Genomic DNA, 20,926 nt, shown 5'->3' with positions numbered 1-20,926 from the left:
ATTTACTCAGGTTAATCCCGATTAATTTAGCCATTTTTCCAAGAAACACCGAACCCACCTCTTGGGTACCTCCAATTGATGTTGCCATAGGGACAACCAATCAAACAGGTACCACACTCGAGGCAGCCTTCGTACCCCACTGAAATACGCTTTTCTTCATCATCCCAATCATAGACGTGGGCTGGGCAGAAACGTGTGCAGGGTTTATCTTGGCATTGATTCAAGCAAACTTTGGGGTCACTAATTTTGATATGATTCAGCTTGTCGGTATTAAATCGCACTAAATAAAGTTTATCATCTAATTTCATAGCAAGGCCCTCCATGCCCCATAGATATCTTTAAGAAGTCCGCCCTTGGATCGATGTTCAAAAAGCATGTTGATAATTTCCTTTTGGCGTTGTTTCTTTGGGGTCCCATCTGCCGATAAATACATTTTAGCAGCTTTGGAAAACATTTTGGGATAAAGTTTTAAAAGATGAGGGTTATTTTCAAAGAATTCGCCCATATGTCGATAATGATAAAGGTCCTTAAGCACAAAGGAATCGCGCAAACGAGTTTCGTAGACAGCCATGGCTTGGTCGCTCAAATCTCCGGCTTTGATGGCTTGGGCCGCGACTTCACCGGCAATTTTACCGGATACCATGGCAAGATTAGACCCTTCTCGGTTGAGTGAGTTCATCAGCATGGCAGTATCACCAACGACCATGACTCCCTGACGGTGCAGCCTAGGAACTTGCGTATAGCCACCCTCTGGTATTAGATGGGCTAAATATTCCTTGGTTTCGCCCCCTTGTAAAAGTCGTTTAACATACGGTTTAGATTTCAGGTTCTCTAAAAGATCGTTAGGAGTCCACTGTTCTCGAATCAGGCGATCCAGTATTGCTCCAACTCCAATGGATATTGAATCCTTGTTTGTGTAAATAAATCCAACACCCATCATACCTGCAGTAGAGTCTCCATATAATTCTATGGTAGCTCCTTGTCCCTCATCGAGACAGAAACGATCTTCAATCTTTTCTTTCGGCAGAGCAATGACTTCTTTAGCAGTCACAGCAACTGAAGCAGGTTTTAAGGACTTTGCCAGTCCTGCTTTAACCGCCAAAAAGTTATTAACCCCTTCAGCGATAATCACAACTTTAGCGCCTAAATCTCCTTCTGAGCGCCCTGTGCGAACCCCCACGACATTCCCATTTTGATAAAGAAGATCTTCAACGAGGGTTTCCGTGATGATCATAACGCCGGCTTTTTCCGCCTGCTGAGCCAGCCAGCGGTCAAACTTAACGCGCAAGATCGAATGAGCATTATAAGGCTCCGCTGCCCATGCCGGATCTCGATAGCCGGCGAGAATAGACTCATCTCCACTTAACATAGCAATTCTCTGTTCGATAATCGGCCGCTCCAGCGGTGCCTCTTTCCAAAACTCGGGTACAACCATATCTGTTGCTTTGGTATAGAGAATACCGCCCATTACATTCTTCGTGCCAGGATAATCCCCGCGTTCAATGACTAATGTTTTCATACCTGCATTAGCAGCACTAATTGCGGCAGATAGGCCAGCAGGACCGCCTCCGACGATGATCACATCAAAGTTTTCCATGGTTGCCCCTCCTTAATTAGCCACGCCGTGTTGAAGGCGTTTTTTGAATTCCGCTGTCAATGCCGGTACTATTTGAAAAAGGTCTCCAACAATACCATAATTAGCGACCCTTAAAATTGGTGCCTCTGGGTCATTGTTAATGGCAATAATGAAATCTGAAGTTTCCATGCCTACTAAATGTTGAATCGCTCCGGAAATCCCAATAGCAATATATACCTTGGGGCGAACCGTAACTCCTGATTGCCCAACTTGTTGATCATGGTTTAGCCATCCGGCCTCAACAGCTCCACGGGATCCGGCAAGAGTGGCACCTAAAGCGTCCGCCAATTCTTCTGCCAAAACCAAATTACGTTTGGCGGCAATTCCCAGGCCTACAGCGACAATAATTTCAGCTTTATCCAAAAAAGCGCTCTTAGCATCTGCTGGAATAAACTCTAAAACTTTTGTACGGAAATCACTCTCTGTTAACGTGAATTCTTCATGAATAAGTTCCCCTGTTCGACCTTCAACTCGGGCAGGCATTTCCATAACCCTAGGCCGAACGGTTGCCATTTGAGGGCGTCTTGTGCGGCAAAGTATCGTCGCCATAATGTTCCCGCCAAACGCAGGCCGGGTTTGTTGGAGAAGCTTCGTCTCGGGATCAATTCCTAAGACTGTGCAATCAGCCGTTAGACCTGTTTGCATTTTCGTGGCAACAGCGGGGAAGACATCTCGTCCCATTGAAGTCGCACCCATCAAAATAATTTCTGGTTGATATTTGCGAACCAAATCCGTAATTGCTTCGGCATAAGGTTCTGTACGATAATCCTTAAGTACTGGATGATCTATAACATAAACTTTCTCAGCACCATAAGCAAACGCTTCGGGAATCACGCCCTCAACCTGGTACCCTGTGATTACTCCGCAAAGTTCGCAGCCCAGTGAATCAGCAAGCTTACGGCCTTCACCCAGCAACTCCCAGGATACAGGGGCAACCCTTCCGTTGCTGTATTCAATGATAACCCAAACTCCACTCCACACATCCCCGCCTGCAACGGGAGGCACTTGAGAACGGATCGTCTTCTTCTCATTACCTTGGGAATAATCACTGACAGAATCAGGCAGGGGTCTTTCAGATTAAACTTTGAACCTGCTTCAGGGGAAATCTGTTCAGGGTTTGCCTGGTGTTGAATGGAAAGGGATAAGGCGTTCGTCGGGCACACTTTAACACAAGCCCCGAGGTCTTTACACTTCTTAGGATCAGGAACTGCGAGTCCATCGACAAGATCAATGGCTTCAAGTGAGCATTCCATGACACAGGCTCCACAACCGATACATTTTGTTTTATCAACAGCTACCGTCATTAGTGTTTACCTCCCTTCATGAGGGGATTGACCATGATGACATTTTGTTGGAAAAGTTTTTGAACGACCGATGCAGCAATCCCCGAAGGGTCTTTCGTACCGTCAATAATCTCTCCGCCAGAGCGTCCAGGAGGTGCAAAAATACGGGAGACACTCGTTGGAGATCCTTTAAGGCCCATTTGTGTCATATCAAAAGGCAGGGAGTTAACATTCCACATTTCTGGTTCATAAGCAGCGGCTTTCATCATATTGGGAAGGGATGCATAACGCAAATCATTTAATTCCTTTTCAACAGTAATTAGAGCAGGCAGCTGGGCCTCAACTATTTGACGGCCGCTTTCTGTCTTTCGCTCCACAGTTACTGTTGTTTCGGTCAGATCCTTAACTTTAATTGCATAGGTCAATTGGGAAAAGCCAAGTCGTTGGGCGATACCAGGACCTGTTTGAGCTGTATCGCCATCGATCGCCTCTTTTCCGGCGAAAACTAAATCAATCGGTTCAGTTTCATGAATCTTCTTAAGGGCAGATGAAAGAATATAGGCAGTTGCCAAGGAATCTGAGCCGCCGAATGAACGATCACTTAGGAGAACTGCACGATCAGCCCCAAAAGACATGGCTTTTTTCAAAGCTTCTTTGGCTTGTGGGGGGCCCATACTGACGATAGTTACTTTACCTCCAACTTTTTCTTTTAAACGAATTGCTTCTTCTAAACCATGGGCATCATATGGATTGATGATAGAAGGTACCCCCTCCCGCATGAGGGTATTGGTATTCGGATCGATTCGTACTTCAGATGTATCTGGTACTTGTTTTAGGCAGACTACAAAATGCATAGAACTTCCCCCCTCTATTAATTAATAGTTTTAATTGTTTGATATGAAATTATTATTTCAGCTACATTACAGCATAGTACATACTATCTGAAATATCAAGGTTTACACTACTCCATGATACTAAAAGTTCATTTGACGTATCACTTACTTGTTTTGCATCTCTGAAAGATACTTCTCAACCTCATTGGCAGCTAATGCACCATCGCCTACCGCCGTCGCAACTTGACGCAATGGAGTGTTGCGAATATCGCCTGCTGCGTACACCCCCTCAATATTGGTTTGTAAGTATTGATTAGTATAAATATACCCTCTTTCATCTGTTTTTATCTCACCGTGAATAAATTGCACATTAGGATCTGTTCCAACATAAATGAATACTCCATCAGCTGGAATTTCCTGCTTGGTTGAGTCAAGAACATTACAAATTCGGACACCTTCAACATGATCCGAACCAAGGATTTCCTCAACAACATAATTTAGTTCAAATCGAATTTTCGGATTCTCTTTTGCTCGATTTATGACAATCTGGGAAGCACGGAAACCTTCACGACGATGAATAATGATAACTTCATCTGCAAACCTTGTAAGGTATACTCCTTCTTCGATGGCTGCATCTCCGCCGCCAACTACGACAACCTTCTTCCCGGAAGAAAGCTCCGTCACACGTTGCGCAATAGGAGACTCCCCTTCCTTTAAAGAAATCTTCGCCAGGAACAGCTAACAAGCGTGGTTTGGAGCCTGCAGCAATTATAATTGATTTTGCTTCTAAGACTCTGCTGTCTGTTTGAAGTTTCTTCACTGTGTCCTTGAGATCAAGGGTTTGGACTTCTTCAAATATAAATTCTACACCAAAGGACAAAGCTTGCTGATGAAACGCATTCATAAGTTCATATCCATTAACCCCCTCCGGAAATCCTGGATAGTTTTCAATCTTCTCTGTTGAAGCTGCCTGTCCACCTGGCATTGCTAACTCAACAATAGCTGCTTTAAGTCCTCCACGAGAGGCATAAATTCCTGCTGTCAGGCCTGCGGGACCCGCTCCCACGATAAGAACGTCATACATTCATAAACACTCCTCTTTGAGTTCCAATACATACCCCTTATGGGTATTATGAAATATTATAGCATAATAATACTAAATTTTGAAAGAACTCAAATCACATTTCTAAAAATTTTGGGAGGGATTTTTATTTGTTGGGAAGAATATAACCAATACAATCCATTAGAATATTATTTTATTGATTGGGTTTGAAGGAGGTATTTTTGTTGCAACGTTTTGCCAAAATTATTATTGGCCTTTTCCTAATTGTTGTTTTGCTAACAGCATCAAGCGGGTTATTTGAAAATTGGCTGTGGTTTAAAGATCTTGGCTATCCTCAACTGTTTTGGACACCTCTCTTAAGTAAGGTGCTTTTCCAAGCTGTTAATGGGACAATACTTTTCATTTTCATAGCCGGAACTCTATTCTCTGTACGCCATGCCATAGTGACGTTTGTCAATGAACGTCTAAGGCTTCGTTTACGTTTGGTGCACGATATGAATCGGCCAGTTCTGAGCCTAAGCCAACGAAAAGTGACCGTTTGGTTACTCGTTATTTCGGCTATAGTAAGTTTCGGCGTAAGCTTTGTTGCCGGTTTTACCGGCTGGTTAGACGTTTTATCCTTTATTCACGCTACACCCTTTGGGCAGGCAGATCCCATATTTGGTAAGGATTTAGCGTTTTATTTCTTTCAATTGCCTTTTTTGAAAACATTATTTAATGCCTTTTTTGGTCCTCTGTTTCTTCTCACCCTATTTACCGCAATCTTTTATTTCGTTACAAGAGTATTAAAATTCCACTCGCTGAAATTTTGGCGCAAAGGGTCTGTGGATATAACTGCAAGTGCTCGAAAACATCTTGCCCTATTAATTGGTATTCTTTTTGCTCTCAAAGCCTTTGGTTATTATCTTGACATATTTCAGCTACTTTATTCCGTCCACGGGCATGTCGTTGGTGCAGGCTGGGCTGATTTAACAGCGACATTACCCGCACTTAAAGTTCTGATAGGTATCAGCATTGTCGGGTTTACCTCAGCGATCATTGCCCAAACATTTAAAGACCCTCGCTTGTTAACCGTTCCGGTTGCGGGAATCTTTACGATAGGAATTCTAATTTACGGTATTTTTCCAACATTACTGCAATCGTTTATTGTTATTCCTAATGAGCTGACAAAAGAACAACCCTACATCCAGCACGAAATTGAAATGACCCGATATGGATATGGTTTGAACCATATCTCAGAAATTGATTACCCTGGCAATACACCAATAACCATAAACGCTTTAAAGTCTGATCAAGGAACTCTCAATAATATCCGGCTTAACGATACCCGTCCATTGCTGCAAACGTTCACTCAGAAGCAAGGAATTCGCCTTTACTATAAATTTAATGATATAGATATTGACCGTTACACTATAAATGGGGAATATCGACAGGTTATGCTGGGACCCCGCGAAATTTCCACACCTGATTTAGATCCAAAGGCTCAAACCTTTGTTAATTTAAGGTTCAAATATACTCATGGTTACGGCGTTGCTGCCTCATTTGCCAATGCAGTCAGCACTGAAGGACTTCCATCTTTCGCCATTCGTGACGTGCCTCCGGTTACGGATTTCCCGGAACTCAAACTCAAAGAACCGCGGATATACTATGGAGAACTAACAAATGACTGGGTTGTTGCTGATACTTCGGTCAAAGAGTTTGATTACCCTCAAGGGGATACCAATTCAGAAACATCTTATACAGGCAAAACAGGCATTCCCTTTACCCCTATTAACAAATTAATGCTCTCCTTAAGCCATGGTACTGCGCGATTTTATCTGGCGAATGAAGTGACCTCAAGTAGTAAAATGCTGATTTATCGCAACATTAAAGAACGAGTTCAAAAACTGGCTCCCTTTCTAACGTATGACTCTGACCCTTACATGGTCATTGATAATGGCCGGCTAAAATGGATTATTGATGCCTACACCACCTCGGCTGCTTTACCTTATTCAAACAAATACTTAGACCAAGATTTTAATTATATTCGAAACTCCGTGAAGGTCGTTATCGATGCTAATGACGGAACTGTTGATTTTTATGCTATTGATCCTCAAGATCCAATCCTAAGAACATACATGAGTATTTTCCCCGGTGTATTTAAAGATTTTACAAATTTCCCTGCGTCATTAAAAAGCCACCTGAGATATCCTGAAACGCTCTTTAATGTCCAAAGTAATATGCTAAAAACATTTCACATGACAGATTCCTCAGTATTCTATAATAAAGAAGATGCGTGGGACATTGCCAAAGAACTTTACCAATCCAATCCCCAAAATGTTGATCCTTATTATACGATTATGACGCTTCCCGGAGAAACAAAACCAGAGTTTGTACTCATGTTACCTTTTACTCCTGCCTCAAGCTCTTCTAATTCTCGGAATAACATGGTCTCTTGGATGGCAGCACGAATGGACGGTAGCCATTATGGCCAATTATTACTCTTTAAACTTCCGAAAAATATTGAGGTCGATGGCCCTTTGCAAATTGAATCCCGCATCGATCAGGATCCAGATATTTCCAAGCAGCTTGCCCTCTGGGATCAAAAAGGTTCCAGTGTCATCCGAGGAAATATTTTAGCCCTTCCTATTGGAGGAAACTTCCTATATGTCGAACCTATTTTTCTCCAATCCGATAAGGGAGGGAGTATCCCTGAAATGAAACGAGTCGTGCTCGCCTATCAAGATCAATTAGTTATGACTGAAAATTTAGGTTCAGCATTGACTCAGATTTTCGGAGAGGGAACGCCACAGCCAACGACACCTGGACAAAGTGCTTCTCAGCCAATTACACCGCCACAAACCCAAACTCCAGCGAATCAATCACAATCCATCTCTTCGATTCTTGATCAAATGAATCAGATCCGTGACATACTTGATAATTTGGAAACTCAACTTAAAGACATACAGAATTCACCAAATCCTGCTCAATGACCAAATGCGTTATAACTCATCTCTTATCCATATAACTTGACTTCAGTGAGACTTAGCTAATCAAGAAAAGGAGCCTTCATCGGCTCCTTTTCTTTAAGTCATAGTTTAAACTACTCTTATCTTAATTAGATTTGAGCGGCTGCAGCTCAGCAATGGTAGAATTCCCGTCCTTTGTAAGTTGAATTAATTCTGCACCATCAACTGAAACGTAGTTTTCATCTCCATGCAATTTAACTTCTGAAAGCTTACCATTGGTAACAATGTAGGCAGTTTGATTGTCATAAACTACAACTTGGCCATCTGCTCCGATGAGAGTTCGTACAGAATCATCAAAGGGGATGGTACCTTCCCATTCGGTTTTTAAGGAAGGGTTACTGGTCACGTGGGTAAGGTCATCGGTCGTTTTAATTTTGACCAATTGATTGTCTTTCACTTCACCGATATAAACATTTCCGTCTCTAATACCCAAGATCTGGTCGGAATTGTTTTTGGAAATGGTAACACGTTTTGAACTATCTAAGGCCAAAACCTGATGAGTAGATCCTACTTTACTGTCAATATAAAGGGTTCCATATCGGTCGGAGGCCGACATGTTATCAATAGTTTCTCCTGATTTGCTCAAGGTTTTAACATTTTTCATGACATCGATTTCAAGAAGTAATTCGGACGATTCACTTTTTACTGTGAGGTACATCAGATTGGTGAAGGTGGAAACCACTAATTCCTCGATTTTACCACCTGCAGGAAAACTATCAATCGTTTGATTGAAACGATCATCCGGTGCAGTGGTGACGTCATCACTATCTGGAAGTTCCAGGGAATACAACTCAGTAATTTGTGGGTTGTTATAACGTTTCTCAACATGAGGTTGTGCCGGCGTTTCCTTAGTTTCAACCTTGGCCGGTTCTTTGGACGTGCTTTTATCATTAGTTTTACTATTGGTTTTTTCATTGGGGTCTTCCGTTTTAGGATCTGTACTTGTAGGAGTCTGTGTCGTAGTCTGTGTCTGAGTGGTTTTTTGCGGTTCAGTTTTGGTAGGATAAACGGTAACATAGCTTACGGGATTAGGGTTTTTCTTAGCATAAAAATACAACAGCGTATTTCTGTCAGGCAACCATTGGTAGGTTAAGACTCCCAACGATTTGTCGTTTGAAGGGGCCGCTTTTTCAAAAACAACCTTTTCCTTTTTAAGATTAAAGACTTTGAAAGTACCACTTTCAGTATAGGCAATATAATCCTTTGCATAGGAAACTTGAATATTAGTCAGGTTTGATCCTGGGATTTCAGCTTTGAGTTGAAGGGTGATTGGAGCGGTGTTTGTTTTGGGATTCATAACTTGTTTAACTTTATTGTTTAAATAAGAATATGCCCCATATTGCAAAAGCAAGGAAATTAATGTCCAGACGGTGATAATTCGCAGTTTCTTCTTCATGAGATTTCTCCTTTTTCACAGAGATTCAAGTTTAAGGGGTGACGACAAACGCAGTTGGGATATAACGTTCACCAAAAATATCCCAAAGCTTGTTTTGGACTTTCCCATTATAGACGAGTTCTGAAGAAGAACCTCCATCCAGATTAACAGCATTGACAGCATGATAATCATTAAAGACATTCATGAGATCTCTCAGGGTTGCTCCGATGCTCCACGTTGGCTGACGGCCATCGATTACTACGAAGATCACAGTTCCATCGGCCATTTGTCCTATTCCTGTCCGTGGAGCAATCCCCCATCCTCCATCTCCAGAAATCACTGACTTGCCATTTACTATTAAATTCGGTTCAAAAGACACCGCCTCTTGGATGTGTTTCTCTTCGATCTGGCTGGCGGTCATATCACCGATCACCAAATTCCCTTGGTCATCAAACCCTACAATATTAACAGTTTGATTGCCAACATTATTATGAACTAATTTACCATTTTGGACAGTCAGTCCATCAGGGAAGGCTCCGTTTCCTTTACCGTTAGGATCATAAAATCCTCCGGCATTAATTCCCGCGATCGCTCCCATATCTTGAACAAGATCACTGACTCGCTCCCCTGTCGTGCCAATTTCTTTAGTCACTGCCAACTTTACACGTTTAGGATCTTTAATCAACATTACTTTACCTTTAAAGCTTGGACCTTGTATATCTTCGATCGTAATTCCTGAAGTTGTATCATTGACAACACTATTCCGTGAAATGTCTTGACCTGTGCTGACTCCGCTGCCATTATTACTATTCATAATTTTATCAATCTCATCTTGTGATAAAAAGGCTTTGACAACCTGTGGATGACGCGAAGTATAAACAGAACCCACGGCAACAGTTTTGAGTGCCTGGAATGGTCCCCAGAACAGAATAAACGGAGAAAGAACAGCAGCAAAAATTAGATTATAGCCTACAAAGGCCAAAATCTTTTTCATTCTGACAGTACGCTTTTTCTTCATATAATCCCTTTTCTCCTTCTCTAATCTCATGAAAATTTAAACTGTAAGTTTATCAACGAATAAACTCTTCAAAAAACAAAGCCGCAGTTTTGCGGCCTCAAACCCTTATTGACCTCGTTTTTTCAGTTCATCGATTAGCTTCCATATAGAATAAATAATTAATGCCAGATAAAAGTAACTGCTAATCTGAATAGAAGACCATTGAGCAGTTCCAAGATAAACTCCAAGAAGTTGGATGAGTAATCCCGAGGTCATACCGACAATAATGATGACCCATAAATAAATTGAGACATTATGTTTTTTTCTTTTAGTAAAGTAGTAGAGATAAAGCGCTACAGAGATAATAAATATGCTTCTTAAGACCATCAGTATTATTGACATTCTTCATCCTCATTCGTCATCAAAATATGGTGGTACACCGTAATAAGTATAACAAAACATATTAACTCAAGCAAGGATTGTCTTTGAGGTATCCATTGGGAACATTTATTACACAAAAAACTTTGCTGGTGCCCAAGACACTATCGTCGCACTCGTTAGCCTTTGGCGCAGCCGGTCCTTCTCGTCATACTTGGCTCAATGGATACTCGGCAATCTGCAGCCAGGGCCGCCGAACTAACCTTATGGGAAGGAAGTATTCAACGAAGTAATACTTCCTGACAGTAGAAAAAACTCGGCTTGCGCCGAGTTCTATTCTTGATCAGGATTTACTTCAATCCGATAGGTTAAATTTGCTGCTTTATCGACCATATTCGCCACACTGCAATATTTCTTCATGGAAAGCTGAACGGCTCGCTGCAATTTATCTTCAGGAAGAGATTCGCCCCAAAACTTATAGACTACTTCAATATCCTTGAATACTTTTGGATGATCGCTAGCCCTTTCTCCTTCTACCGTCGTCTCAAACCGTTGAAATTTAACTTGCATTTTGCCAAGTATTGATACTATATCCATACCACTGCAACCCGCTATAGCCATTAATAACAGTTCCATTGGATTAGAACCGTGTCCTGATCCTCCGGCCGTCACAGCTGTATCAATATGAGTAACCATTTTGGAACTTCCTTCACCTTGAAAATGCATCCCTTTAATATGTTTTACAGACACTTTCATAAAAAGCACTCCTTTTTACATAAATTTCCATCCGCAAGCTTCGTTTAAAAACTCGAAAATCATTCGTTAATACTTGGTAACCATACCCCTTTTATGACATCTTGAGCTACAGTTCTCAAAGATTTACGTGTTGCCATCGCCTGATTACGAAGCGCTTTATAGGCAGCCTGTTCTGTAATTCCTTGCTCTTGAATAATGAACAACATTGCCTGAAAAATTAGCTTACGTGTTTTGAGTTCATCTTCTAAGCGCTGTATCTGCTGTAGGTGCTCAGATTCTCGCTGATAACGATGCTCAGCCATCTGTATACCGGCTACCATTTCTAACACGCGCCAGGGGTATACAATCACATGGTGAGCATCTGCTTCTATTACTTCTGAAAGAAGATAATGCTCTTCTTGATTTAGGACAACGACGATAGGACAAAGATGCTGTAATACAAGATTTTGGAGAACTTCTGACGAACTTAGTCCCCGAAGGTTCCATCCCATAATAATAAGATCCGGCTCAAAGCGGTGAATAAAACGTAAGGCTTCCATACCATTATCGGTTGTAGCTAGGAGTTGATAATTAGCTAAGGGCAACATGGATTTTATTTCCTGGATCAATGAAGCTTTTCCAGATACTAATATAGCCCTTTTCATTCGAAATCACCCATTTCAATTCCGTAGTTAGTAGTTGAGAGTTAACAATTGTATTAATTTCTTCGACAATGACTACTCATTTCCCTGCTAGAGAACTTGGCGGATGATATTGGCACTGTCATCAACTCATACGTATGAGATAGATATCGAGTTCACTGAACTTATGTTTCCAGAAAGTTTATGAATGTATGTTAGATTTTTAGATCTTTTAGTTAGGGACATTGATTGATGCTGTCTTTGGTATTTATTAGTCATGACAGTATGAAAAAACGCTCGCGAAGAGCGTTCTTTTCAAATAATTATTATTTAGCTACTGCACCAATATGTTCGTCCGTTGAGCAAAATTCAGAATCTTGTTGAACTGAAGAAACAGTATGTTTTGCAGAATCAATTTTAAGCGGGAAAATCAAGACAAAGAGAGCAATCCCACCAAAAGCGAACGCCAGATATTGCAAAAATATCAGCGTGAAAACGATGGAAATAAGGTTAGATGGAGTACCGATAGCATAACTAAATGGTTGAATGAGTTTAAGATTGGCGTTTTGCAGTTCGTTCGGCGTAGCATCCGTGATCGTCGTTTTATCAGAAAGAATCCAAACCGGTTTTTTTTCATTGTCGACGGATTTAATAAGTTGTTGCCCAATTTTATAAAACGAATCCAGCGACGAAAAATAAATAAAACCCTGTGTCGTATAAATTTTATCCAGTTCTACAGGAGTACCTGTAATACTAGCTTTCGTATAAGTCTTTTCTATCCTCAAAATCTCACTTTTGTCTACATTTATAGGGCCGTTATCCGTGACAACAGTGTATAAATCGCCGTCAACCACTTCGATATTCGATATTTTCACATCCAGATACCTGATACTTAGCATTGACAGGAAGATCACCAATAAACTCATGATTATGATAGCTCCAGCCAAGCGTTCACGATCGATCTGCCTTTCTTTATTAAACAACTCTGACACGTCCTTTTCTTACTTCTTAAAAACTATAATTATTAGTTCTTCTAGTTTAACCACAAAACTCATTGTACTATAAATAATTTTGTGAAACAAATTTTTTGTAAAATCACTATAAGATCAGCCTATTGAAAAAGAAGGCCAAGTGCCTTCTTTTTCAACAATCTTCATGATAACTCTTCTTTTCTTATATGGAATCAGGCACTCTGTGTGTTAAAACGTTTTTTGCGCCTCATGACTAAATAATCAAGAACCCGATCTGGTGATGTATTAAATACTTGATCATCCTTAATTCCGACGTCTCGAATCAGTTCAAGAGAACGATCGAATACTCCGACACGATCCCAATAGTGAGCGTCACTTCCTAAAATGACAGGTCCCTTGTATTTTGCCATATATCTCGCAAAGCGATGACAATTTTCTTGAGTAATTTTTTTACCGGAAGACAGAGAACTGTTGTTAATCTCCACAGGCACATTTAATTGAGCCGACTTATGAGCAATTTTTTCAAGGTCTAGTTCGAATTCTGGACGTCCCGGGTGAACCATCATATCTGTAAAAGGATTTTCCATCGCCTTGATGTATGCTTGAGTATTTTGTTCAACGGTTCCACCAGGATAACAAAACTCATGAAGTCCGGCGAGAACAAGTTTCATCCGAACCAAATAGTTAGCTGGTATATCTAATTCTCCTTCATGGCTGATAATGTTGGCCTCTACCCCTGGTAAAATCGCGACCCCATAAAGTTCCTGTGGTAAAATCGATAGATTTCCAAAATGGTAAAGAGACGGAGCCCCTAGCATACTGGGACCATGATCTGTCATTCCTAAAAGTTTTAGTCCTTTACGCGAAGCAGCTAAAGCATTTTCTGAAATAGTGCTATAAGCATGCCCGCTTGAAATAGTATGTGTATGTAGATCTACTAGCATCTCCATAATGCAACACCTCCAGATTATTATAACACCATCGAAAGTTTTTAAGCAAAGTTGACTTGATCGGAGCAGTCTACACACTGAAAAAGGACTATACCAAATTTGGTATAATCCTCTTCCCAAAGAACAATATTGCTTCATACTTGATTTGTCTAACGTTTACCTGCTGCTGCAGGAGCCTTAACGGTTGAATCTACTACGAAACGGAAGCTTGCTTCAGTAGCTTGGTCTAGGCCTCCAACGGGATTTGATTTAATCCTTACCGTCATTATATGCTGCCCAGCAGTAGCACTTTTTCCTAAAGCATCCCCTAAACATTTGATCTGACGAAATGCAACACGAGCTGTCGCGCCTGGTTCTAAAGAAGGCAGCGTCCCTGGTGACGTTACTTTCTTGGTCTCATCCCCAGCCAGTGATACTTGCAGCTCAACTGGAATATTAGTGATTTTTTTAGCAGTCGTATTTTGAACCGTTACAATTAAATCAAACGTTTTACTGGTAATAACCTGCACCCCTTTGAGAGTAACATTGCCATACGTTAGATCTTTGACAATTGAGGTTGGTTCCACAGCGACTCCTAACATTTGAATTTCAGGCGTACCATTAATCTTAGAGACACTTGCTTGCTTATTCTGCCAAAGTGAATACCCCGCGATACCTATTAGACCAATTAGTAAAACACAGGTCACCAAAGCGATGTATTTGCGGTTGAGCGCTACAATTTTGGTCAAAGCTGAAAACCTCCTATATTAATTTTTCTATAAAAAACGTATGCATGTCCGTTTAAAGACATGCATACGTTTTGAAAATTTTATCATAAAATTTAATTTACTTTTTCGGTTTACTTTCACGTTCTTGATATAGCTGATGCCGTATATCTTTGTGAACTGTTAAACGAAAAATGCGCGTTGACTGAATAATTCTTGAAGTTGTACGTACCCCTAAATACTCTTCCATTTCCTCAAGTGATAGATTTGAAGTGATAATCGTTGGTAACTGTTCATTCATCCGGTAGTTAATAATCGAATACAAACGGTTACGGGTCCAATCGGTGTAATTATGAGCCCCTAAGTCATCCAGAATCAGTATTGGAATCGATCGGGCAGTGTCAAGTAAATCAAATTCATTGACATCCGACTTAAAAGTTGCTCTTAATTCATCTAAGAGATCTGGGACAACCAAAAAGAGGACCTGATGCTGAGCCTCCATGAGCTCATTGGCAATTGCTGCTGCCAGAAAGGTTTTTCCCGACCCTACAGGACCGGAAAACATTAACCCAAGAGCATTAGGATTATAACGGCATTCATCCACAAAACTTTGGGCCGCCCTCAGAGCTTTTATGGCACTTTCACGGTGAAGGTGATCGTCTGCATCAGAAAGATAATAATCAAATCTGAAATTTTCGAACCGACATTTTTTCAAATCTCGTGAAATTCGAGCAGTGCGAAATTGATTCTCTAATTTTCTTATGTTCATACAACTACAAGGGTAAGCTACATCTCCTTCGAGCAAGATCCCTCGATCCTGGCAAAGTGGACATTTGTACTTTTCGTTAGATGGAGCGTCCTGCCCTGTTTCGGGAAGCTTATTGGGTGTTAAAGACTTTGATTGAAGATTCAAAGTCCTAACTAAATCAGACTTAATTTCGGCTTCTGTAACCAGGGCATTATTATTTAAGAGATCTTTGACACGTTTCATCTTAAAACCCTCCCAAACAAAATTACAACTCTATGAACTAGAGATAAAAGTTATCATATTTGTTAGAAGAAGTTTTAGGTCCTTGTTTTTTCGGTCTAGAGGTTTTCTTTTCCTGCCGGGATTGAAAATAGGCATCTTCCGCTTCAATCTCAGCTTTTGTGCGTAATCCCTTTTTTTCCCATTCCCGAAGTATTGAATCCAAGTAGCGAAAATTTCGAATCCCCGCACTGACTCCTCTTCTTAAGGCTTCAATAATAAGTTCTTCCGAAAAATGGGACGACAACCAACGATCAAAATTCTCACACTCGATACTTGTCAGAGGCCTGCCTAACTCTGACTCAAAAACTCGAACTAAATTTTCCATTGATGATTTCACAGGCATAGCCGGAGAAGTATTTGACATCGATTGAGTCTGACGTAGAACTCGTTCTTCCTCTAATTGTTGGGAACGTTCAATAGCCCATAGTTCAGCTAGTTCATCAATCAATCCGACGAAACGATAACTATTTAACCATTTTTCTTCAGTAGGACTCCAATATCGTTCAATTGACAATAAATTTTGTTCTACCAGATGACCTACACTCTCTTCAATGTCGGATAATGAAGCAGTCATACGAGCTGCTAGGGACGCTAACGAAGGATAGGGATTCATCTCAGCATCACATAAAATTTGAAGCAAGATCATAACTTCACGATCTGTTAAACCAATGACTTTATAGTGAGTCAAAAGGTATTTGGGAACTGAAACGACACCGGAAAAGAAAAGAGCTTGTGTGAAGCTCCCATAAACACTTACCTTATTCATTAATATCACTCCCTAGGTATATCCATTAAATAATTCATAGCATATTCTCTCTTTTGCAAGCTATCCTTCCTAAAAACAAGTTACTAAGCTTATTAAGCTATAAAATGTCTAATTTACTATATTAGAGGGTGATTTTAAGTCAATTTATTACCATATTTTAGGAGGATTTTAGGGACCCTTTGGCGTATATAGTCTGGAAAAGAAACTAAGGAGGCCAAATTTATGGAGTTCCGGCAAGAACTTATCCAAATCGTTGACAAATCAGGTGCGCATCCAGCCTGGGGAATTAAACATTGCTTTAGAGTATATCATTTGGCAAAAGAACTTTCCACTCATTTGACACTCGATGATGAAGCCTTATTTACTGCCGCAATGCTCCATGATACAGGAAAATATCCTATCTATGCCATAAAAAATGTTGACCACGCTTTACGATCTAAAGGAGTCTCGGCAAATCTTTTACAACAGCTTATGTTTTCAGCGGATAAACTGCCTCTGGTTTTAGATGCTGTTGAAAACCACATGTATTATTCTGAGCCAGGCAGGAGCGATGAGGCGGTATATTTGCGAGAATCTGACATTCTGGATAATTTAGGAAATATCGGCTTGATGAGATTATTTAGCTTAGTGGGACAAGATGAGCTGATCCAAACACCTGAGCAAGCCGTTGACAGAGCTCGTCTCTTCGCTGATGCACTGCCTGATAAAGTATCCACCAAAGCAGGGAAACGTTTAGCTATTAAGCGTCGAGAAGAAACTCTTCGTTTTCTAGCTGGTATAAAACGACAAACCGCAGAGTTTGCCTGGATTTGAATTTGCAGGTATTTCTTACGAGCAGTTAAGAATTACGGCCGCTTGCTCGCTCTTGCTCTTCAAGCCAATGGTTTAAGCCATCGAGCAGATAAACCGCCCGGTCATAATTATGAGTACGTTGACCTTCATCCAAGAGCCTCTTAAGATGATGTCGCAGTCGAATGTAGGCACGATTGAACTGAGCCCGAGTATGGTGAGTTTCAAGACGTCTTGTTGGTTTTGTTGGGATAGGAGCAGATTGAGGTATAGATTCCTTGATAAAGCTCTTAGATGGATGTCCCTGTTGGGCCTCTTGCGGCTGATTGGAAGGCTCCTCTGCTATCCAGGCCTTTTGAGGTGCATGTCGGACGATCTCATTTAATCTATATTCAAACATTTCACCCAATTGAGGAATAACTGGGGTTTTTCCAAAGGCTTCTTGAACCTTATTTGAAAAAACGGATTGAGCCTCGAATTCTCCGTGGATAAGAACAATTTGCTCTGCGTTTTTCCCTAAAAGGGAAAGCCAATGAAGAAGTTCAGCCTGATCAGCATGGGCTGACAAACCATCCATGTGACTTATTCGAGCTTTAACTGCAACTTTCTCCCCATGGATCGTAACAGTTTCAGCTCCTTCGGAAAGAAGCCTGCCGAGAGTTCCTTGGGCCTGATAGCCTACAAACAAAACTGTAGCATTCTCGCGCCAAAGATTATGTTTAAGATGATGCTTAATTCGTCCTGCATCAGCCATTCCACTGGCAGCGATAATTATGGCACCACCATTTATCTCATTTAGGGCCATTGACTCCTCAGCTGTTTGACTAAAATGAACATTGGCCATATTAAATGGGCTGCTGCCGTGCTTAATAAGTTCACGCGTTTCTATATCGAAATGCTCTGTATTTTCTTGAAATATCTTTGTTGCTGCAATCGCTAAAGGACTATCTATATATACAGGTAAAGTAGGTATACGATGTTCATCCTGCAGTTTACGTAAATAATAAAGCAGATCCTGCGTACGTTCTATGGCAAATGCAGGAATAACTAGATTTCCTCCAGCCTCATAGGTTGAACGTATCGTTTCAGCCAGCTGTTCTACTCGATCTGGTTTCTTACCGCCGTCATCATGGAGACGGTCTCCATACGTTGTTTCCATGATAACAATTTCAGCATCACTTAAAATGCTGGGGTCTTCAAGATACGGTTGATTAACATTACCAATATCGCCAGAAAATACGATCGACTTATTGAAATCTGATTCTTTTACGTGAAGCACTACATGTGCTGATCCTAAAATATGACCGGCATCAAACATTTGAAACGACACAGTAGGAACGAGTTCACCAAGCTCTTGGTAAGTTATGGCTTGAAAATATGGAATCGTGTTCAGAGCATCTTGGACCGTATAAATTGGGACGAGCGGGGAAAGTCCTGCTCTGAGACGTTTCCTATTTTTCCGTTCTACCTCCATTTCTTGAATGTGACCACTGTCAGGCAGCATTATAGAGCATAACTTAATTGTTTCCGGTGTAGCCCAAATGCGTCCCTTAAAGCCGGCTTTCACTAACTTAGGAAGCATTCCTGAGTGATCAGTATGAGCATGGGTCAAGATAACGGCATCCAAACTGGCAGGATTAAAGGGAAAGTCTCCGTAATTGAGCTCTTTAAGCGCCTTTGATCCTTGAAACATTCCACAATCAATCAAAATTCGAGATTCACCAGATTCTACGAGAAACGATGACCCAGTTACAACTTGAGCTGCACCAAAAAAGCTTATTTTCATTGACAATCCTCCACTCATAAATCCAGCGCTAATCGACCCGAATTTCAATTTAATTATTTAGATAATAGATTCTCTGATAAAGTGGTTGTTTGGAGCCTCCAGAGGAATTTAGTTCGTTGGATCAGTTTATACTATATTACCTTTTTAAAGCATGTTTAGCAATGAAATAACCCAGCTAATTTTATTAATCCAAATGTATAAATTTAAGTTTAACGGCTTTAAGTGCAGCCTGAGTCCTATCCTCAACCTCTAGTTTTCTATAAATGCTCGACAAATGGTTTTTTACCGTTTTTTCGCTGATAAATAGAGCTGTACCTATTTCTCTATTTGAAGATCCTCGTACTACATAGTGAAGAATTTCCAATTCCCTCTCGCTGAGACCACATGTGTTCTTGACAGGTGGATGGGATAGTTGACCCAGTAATTTTCCTGTGACAGCTGGAGATAAAATGGGTTCGCCATTAAATACTTTGTGGATGGACTGAATCAAGGTTTTAGAGTCAACATCTTTGAGCAAATAACCGGCAACTCCAATTTGAAGGACCTGAAAAACCTTGTCATCGGAATCATCAACTGTAAGAACTAAGATACCAATATCGGGTTTTTCGCGGCGAATTACTCGCCCGGCTTCTAAGCCATTTACTCCAGGCATATTGAGATCCATTAATAAAATATCAAATTCCACATTTCGCGCTACATTAATAGCACCTTGACCGTCTCCGACTTCCGCAATGACTTCAATCCCATCTTCAAATTCTAAAATACGGCGTAATCCCTCTCTCAACAGCGGGTGATCATCGGCAATGACGATCCGAATCATGGTTTGTGCCTCCCTCATGCCTGGATGGAATCGAAAATTCGATCGTTGTCCCCTTCCCGTAGGTCGATTGAATAGAAAATCGCCCGGCGAACATTTCTACTCGTTCTTGCATACCTATGAGGCCAAAATGTTCTCCTGGAGTCATCATTGCAGATTCGACTTCAAAACCTTTCCCAAAATCCTGGATTCGAGCTAAAGTCCAATCGTCTTGAAAATTCAGGTACATACTAACTTTCGGAGAGTGAGCATGTTTTGCAACGTTCGTCATAACTTCTTGAACTAAGCGAAAAAGGGCAACTTCTACTGCAGGAAGAAGCCTTTTCACTCGACCTTCAATCCGTAATTCACATTCAATTCCATAGTTTTCACGAAAATTTTTAAGATATTTAGTAATCGCAGGTATTAATCCCAGATCGTCTAGGGCCATAGGTCGAAGGTCAAATATGATTCTGCGGATATCTTGAAGATTTGCCCGAACTAAATTCTTTAGATCCAGCAGCTCGGCCTTTACTCGTTGGGGATCAAATTCCAGTAACCTTTCAGCAATCTCTAAGCGTAATACTATATTGGCAAGTGTTTGAGCCGGCCCGTCATGTATTTCTCTGGCGACGCGACGTCTTTCATCCTCTTGGGCTTTTATCACTCTTAAACCCAATTCTTGTCGCTGTTCATGATTCTGGCTATTTAGTGCTCCTTCAATCTCACCTTTTATTAAACTAATAGCCATACCGACCTGTGTCATCAAATTCTGAGCCCGTTCGATTGTCGCTTCCATTTGATGCAAAGAACGTTCCAGCTCATCCCTTCGCTTACGCAGTTGCACTTCTTTTGCTTGCAAAAGTTGCAAATTTACTTGTGCATCTTTAGCCTCTGCATAAGCTTCAATCATTTCTTTTTGAGTATATCTCTGAAAGGCTCTATTAACTTCCATAAGCCTTATACGCTTTTGTCTATCGACCTTTTCTTGACTATTTACTTGTGAAATGATCTCAGAAATATCCGATTTAAGCTGAGAGAGTTCATTTGTCAACCGAAGGGTCTCATTCCGTGAAGTTTCTGCTATAAAGAAAATTTCCTCTTTTCCTGATTCAATTGCCGCTAAGGTTTTCTTTAAAATTTCTCCCAACTGATCAGACAAAAATTATTCCTCATTTCACTGTC

Annotated in this window: 18 protein-coding genes and 2 pseudogenes; 2 read left to right on the top strand and 18 right to left on the bottom strand. The window is 40.9% G+C overall.

The features are described 5' to 3' along the window. Positions 1 to 26 precede the first annotated feature (26 nt). From VZF35_RS23625 to VZF35_RS23605, 5 genes and pseudogenes are all read right to left on the bottom strand, one after another. Positions 27 to 308: a ferredoxin family protein gene (locus VZF35_RS23625; protein ID WP_407308855.1), complete on the bottom strand. Its 282-nt coding sequence runs from the start codon at positions 306 to 308 to the stop codon at positions 27 to 29. Then, positions 305 to 1,597 (bottom strand): FAD-dependent oxidoreductase, encoded by a 1,293-nt coding sequence (locus VZF35_RS23620; RefSeq protein ID WP_407308854.1) that lies wholly within the window; start codon positions 1,595 to 1,597, stop codon positions 305 to 307. The genes VZF35_RS23625 and VZF35_RS23620 overlap by 4 nt, the downstream gene beginning before the upstream one ends. A 12-nt stretch (positions 1,598 to 1,609) precedes the next feature. Next, positions 1,610 to 2,940: pseudogene (locus tag VZF35_RS23615) on the bottom strand (FAD-binding protein). Continuing rightward, positions 2,940 to 3,773 (bottom strand): electron transfer flavoprotein subunit beta/FixA family protein, encoded by an 834-nt coding sequence (locus VZF35_RS23610; RefSeq protein ID WP_407308853.1) that lies wholly within the window; start codon positions 3,771 to 3,773, stop codon positions 2,940 to 2,942. The pseudogene VZF35_RS23615 and the gene VZF35_RS23610 overlap by 1 nt, the downstream one beginning before the upstream one ends. A gap of 258 nt (positions 3,774 to 4,031) precedes the next feature. Next, positions 4,032 to 4,836 (bottom strand): annotated as a pseudogene (locus tag VZF35_RS23605) (FAD-dependent oxidoreductase); the annotation flags it as partial. A 203-nt stretch (positions 4,837 to 5,039) separates the two neighbouring features. On the opposite strand from VZF35_RS23605, the gene VZF35_RS23600 reads away from it, so the two are divergent. Next, positions 5,040 to 7,787, top strand: a complete 2,748-nt coding sequence (locus VZF35_RS23600; RefSeq protein ID WP_407308852.1) for a UPF0182 family protein — start codon at positions 5,040 to 5,042, stop codon at positions 7,785 to 7,787. A gap of 121 nt (positions 7,788 to 7,908) precedes the next feature. Here VZF35_RS23600 and VZF35_RS23595 read toward each other — a convergent pair whose 3' ends face one another. From VZF35_RS23595 to VZF35_RS23550, 10 genes are all read right to left on the bottom strand, one after another. Next, positions 7,909 to 9,219 carry a hypothetical protein gene (locus VZF35_RS23595; protein WP_407308851.1) on the bottom strand — a complete coding sequence of 437 codons (1,311 nt, stop codon included), beginning with the start codon at positions 9,217 to 9,219 and terminating at the stop codon, positions 7,909 to 7,911. Positions 9,220 to 9,250: 31 nt separating this feature from the next. Further along, a complete protein-coding gene (locus VZF35_RS23590) occupies positions 9,251 to 10,216 on the bottom strand; it encodes a phosphodiester glycosidase family protein (RefSeq protein WP_407308850.1) in 966 nt (321 codons plus the stop codon). 105 nt (positions 10,217 to 10,321) lie between these two features. Next, entirely contained in the window at positions 10,322 to 10,597 is a 276-nt protein-coding gene (locus VZF35_RS23585) for a hypothetical protein (protein WP_407308849.1), read from the bottom strand. A gap of 309 nt (positions 10,598 to 10,906) precedes the next feature. Next, a complete protein-coding gene (locus VZF35_RS23580; protein ID WP_407308848.1) occupies positions 10,907 to 11,329 on the bottom strand; it encodes an OsmC family protein in 423 nt (140 codons plus the stop codon). A 59-nt stretch (positions 11,330 to 11,388) separates the two neighbouring features. Continuing rightward, the gene (locus VZF35_RS23575) at positions 11,389 to 11,973 is read right to left on the bottom strand and encodes an ANTAR domain-containing response regulator (RefSeq protein WP_407308847.1); all 585 of its coding nucleotides are present in this window, start codon (positions 11,971 to 11,973) and stop codon (positions 11,389 to 11,391) included. Between the two features lie 302 nt (positions 11,974 to 12,275). Next, entirely contained in the window at positions 12,276 to 12,941 is a 666-nt protein-coding gene (locus VZF35_RS23570; protein ID WP_407308846.1) for a hypothetical protein, read from the bottom strand. Positions 12,942 to 13,132: 191 nt separating this feature from the next. After that, positions 13,133 to 13,870 carry a phosphatase gene (locus tag VZF35_RS23565; protein ID WP_407308845.1) on the bottom strand — a complete coding sequence of 246 codons (738 nt, stop codon included), beginning with the start codon at positions 13,868 to 13,870 and terminating at the stop codon, positions 13,133 to 13,135. A gap of 149 nt (positions 13,871 to 14,019) precedes the next feature. Continuing rightward, the gene (locus tag VZF35_RS23560) at positions 14,020 to 14,598 is read right to left on the bottom strand and encodes a hypothetical protein (RefSeq protein ID WP_407308844.1); all 579 of its coding nucleotides are present in this window, start codon (positions 14,596 to 14,598) and stop codon (positions 14,020 to 14,022) included. A 97-nt stretch (positions 14,599 to 14,695) separates the two neighbouring features. After that, the gene (locus VZF35_RS23555; protein WP_407308843.1) at positions 14,696 to 15,565 is read right to left on the bottom strand and encodes an ATP-binding protein; all 870 of its coding nucleotides are present in this window, start codon (positions 15,563 to 15,565) and stop codon (positions 14,696 to 14,698) included. A gap of 37 nt (positions 15,566 to 15,602) precedes the next feature. Then, complete coding sequence (locus VZF35_RS23550) at positions 15,603 to 16,370, bottom strand: DnaD domain protein (RefSeq protein ID WP_407308842.1); 768 nt, start codon at positions 16,368 to 16,370, stop codon at positions 15,603 to 15,605. 222 nt (positions 16,371 to 16,592) lie between these two features. Here VZF35_RS23550 and VZF35_RS23545 point away from each other — a divergent pair, with 222 nt between their 5' ends. Next, entirely contained in the window at positions 16,593 to 17,183 is a 591-nt protein-coding gene (locus VZF35_RS23545) for an HD domain-containing protein (protein WP_407308841.1), read from the top strand. A gap of 25 nt (positions 17,184 to 17,208) precedes the next feature. Here VZF35_RS23545 and VZF35_RS23540 read toward each other — a convergent pair whose 3' ends face one another. From VZF35_RS23540 to VZF35_RS23530, 3 genes are all read right to left on the bottom strand, one after another. Next, positions 17,209 to 18,945, bottom strand: coding sequence for an MBL fold metallo-hydrolase (locus tag VZF35_RS23540; protein WP_407308840.1), 1,737 nt, complete (start codon positions 18,943 to 18,945; stop codon positions 17,209 to 17,211). Between the two features lie 184 nt (positions 18,946 to 19,129). Continuing rightward, the gene (locus tag VZF35_RS23535) at positions 19,130 to 19,765 is read right to left on the bottom strand and encodes a response regulator (RefSeq protein WP_407308839.1); all 636 of its coding nucleotides are present in this window, start codon (positions 19,763 to 19,765) and stop codon (positions 19,130 to 19,132) included. Next, complete coding sequence (locus tag VZF35_RS23530) at positions 19,740 to 20,903, bottom strand: sensor histidine kinase (RefSeq protein ID WP_407308838.1); 1,164 nt, start codon at positions 20,901 to 20,903, stop codon at positions 19,740 to 19,742. The genes VZF35_RS23535 and VZF35_RS23530 overlap by 26 nt, the downstream gene beginning before the upstream one ends. Positions 20,904 to 20,926 lie beyond the last annotated feature (23 nt).

This window comes from Desulfosporosinus paludis (assembly GCF_045689965.1).
GTDB classification, from domain to species: Bacteria; Bacillota; Desulfitobacteriia; order Desulfitobacteriales; family Desulfitobacteriaceae; genus Desulfosporosinus; species Desulfosporosinus paludis.
Note: the sequence above shows the minus strand (reverse complement) of the source record. Positions and strands in the feature narration are given on the sequence as shown.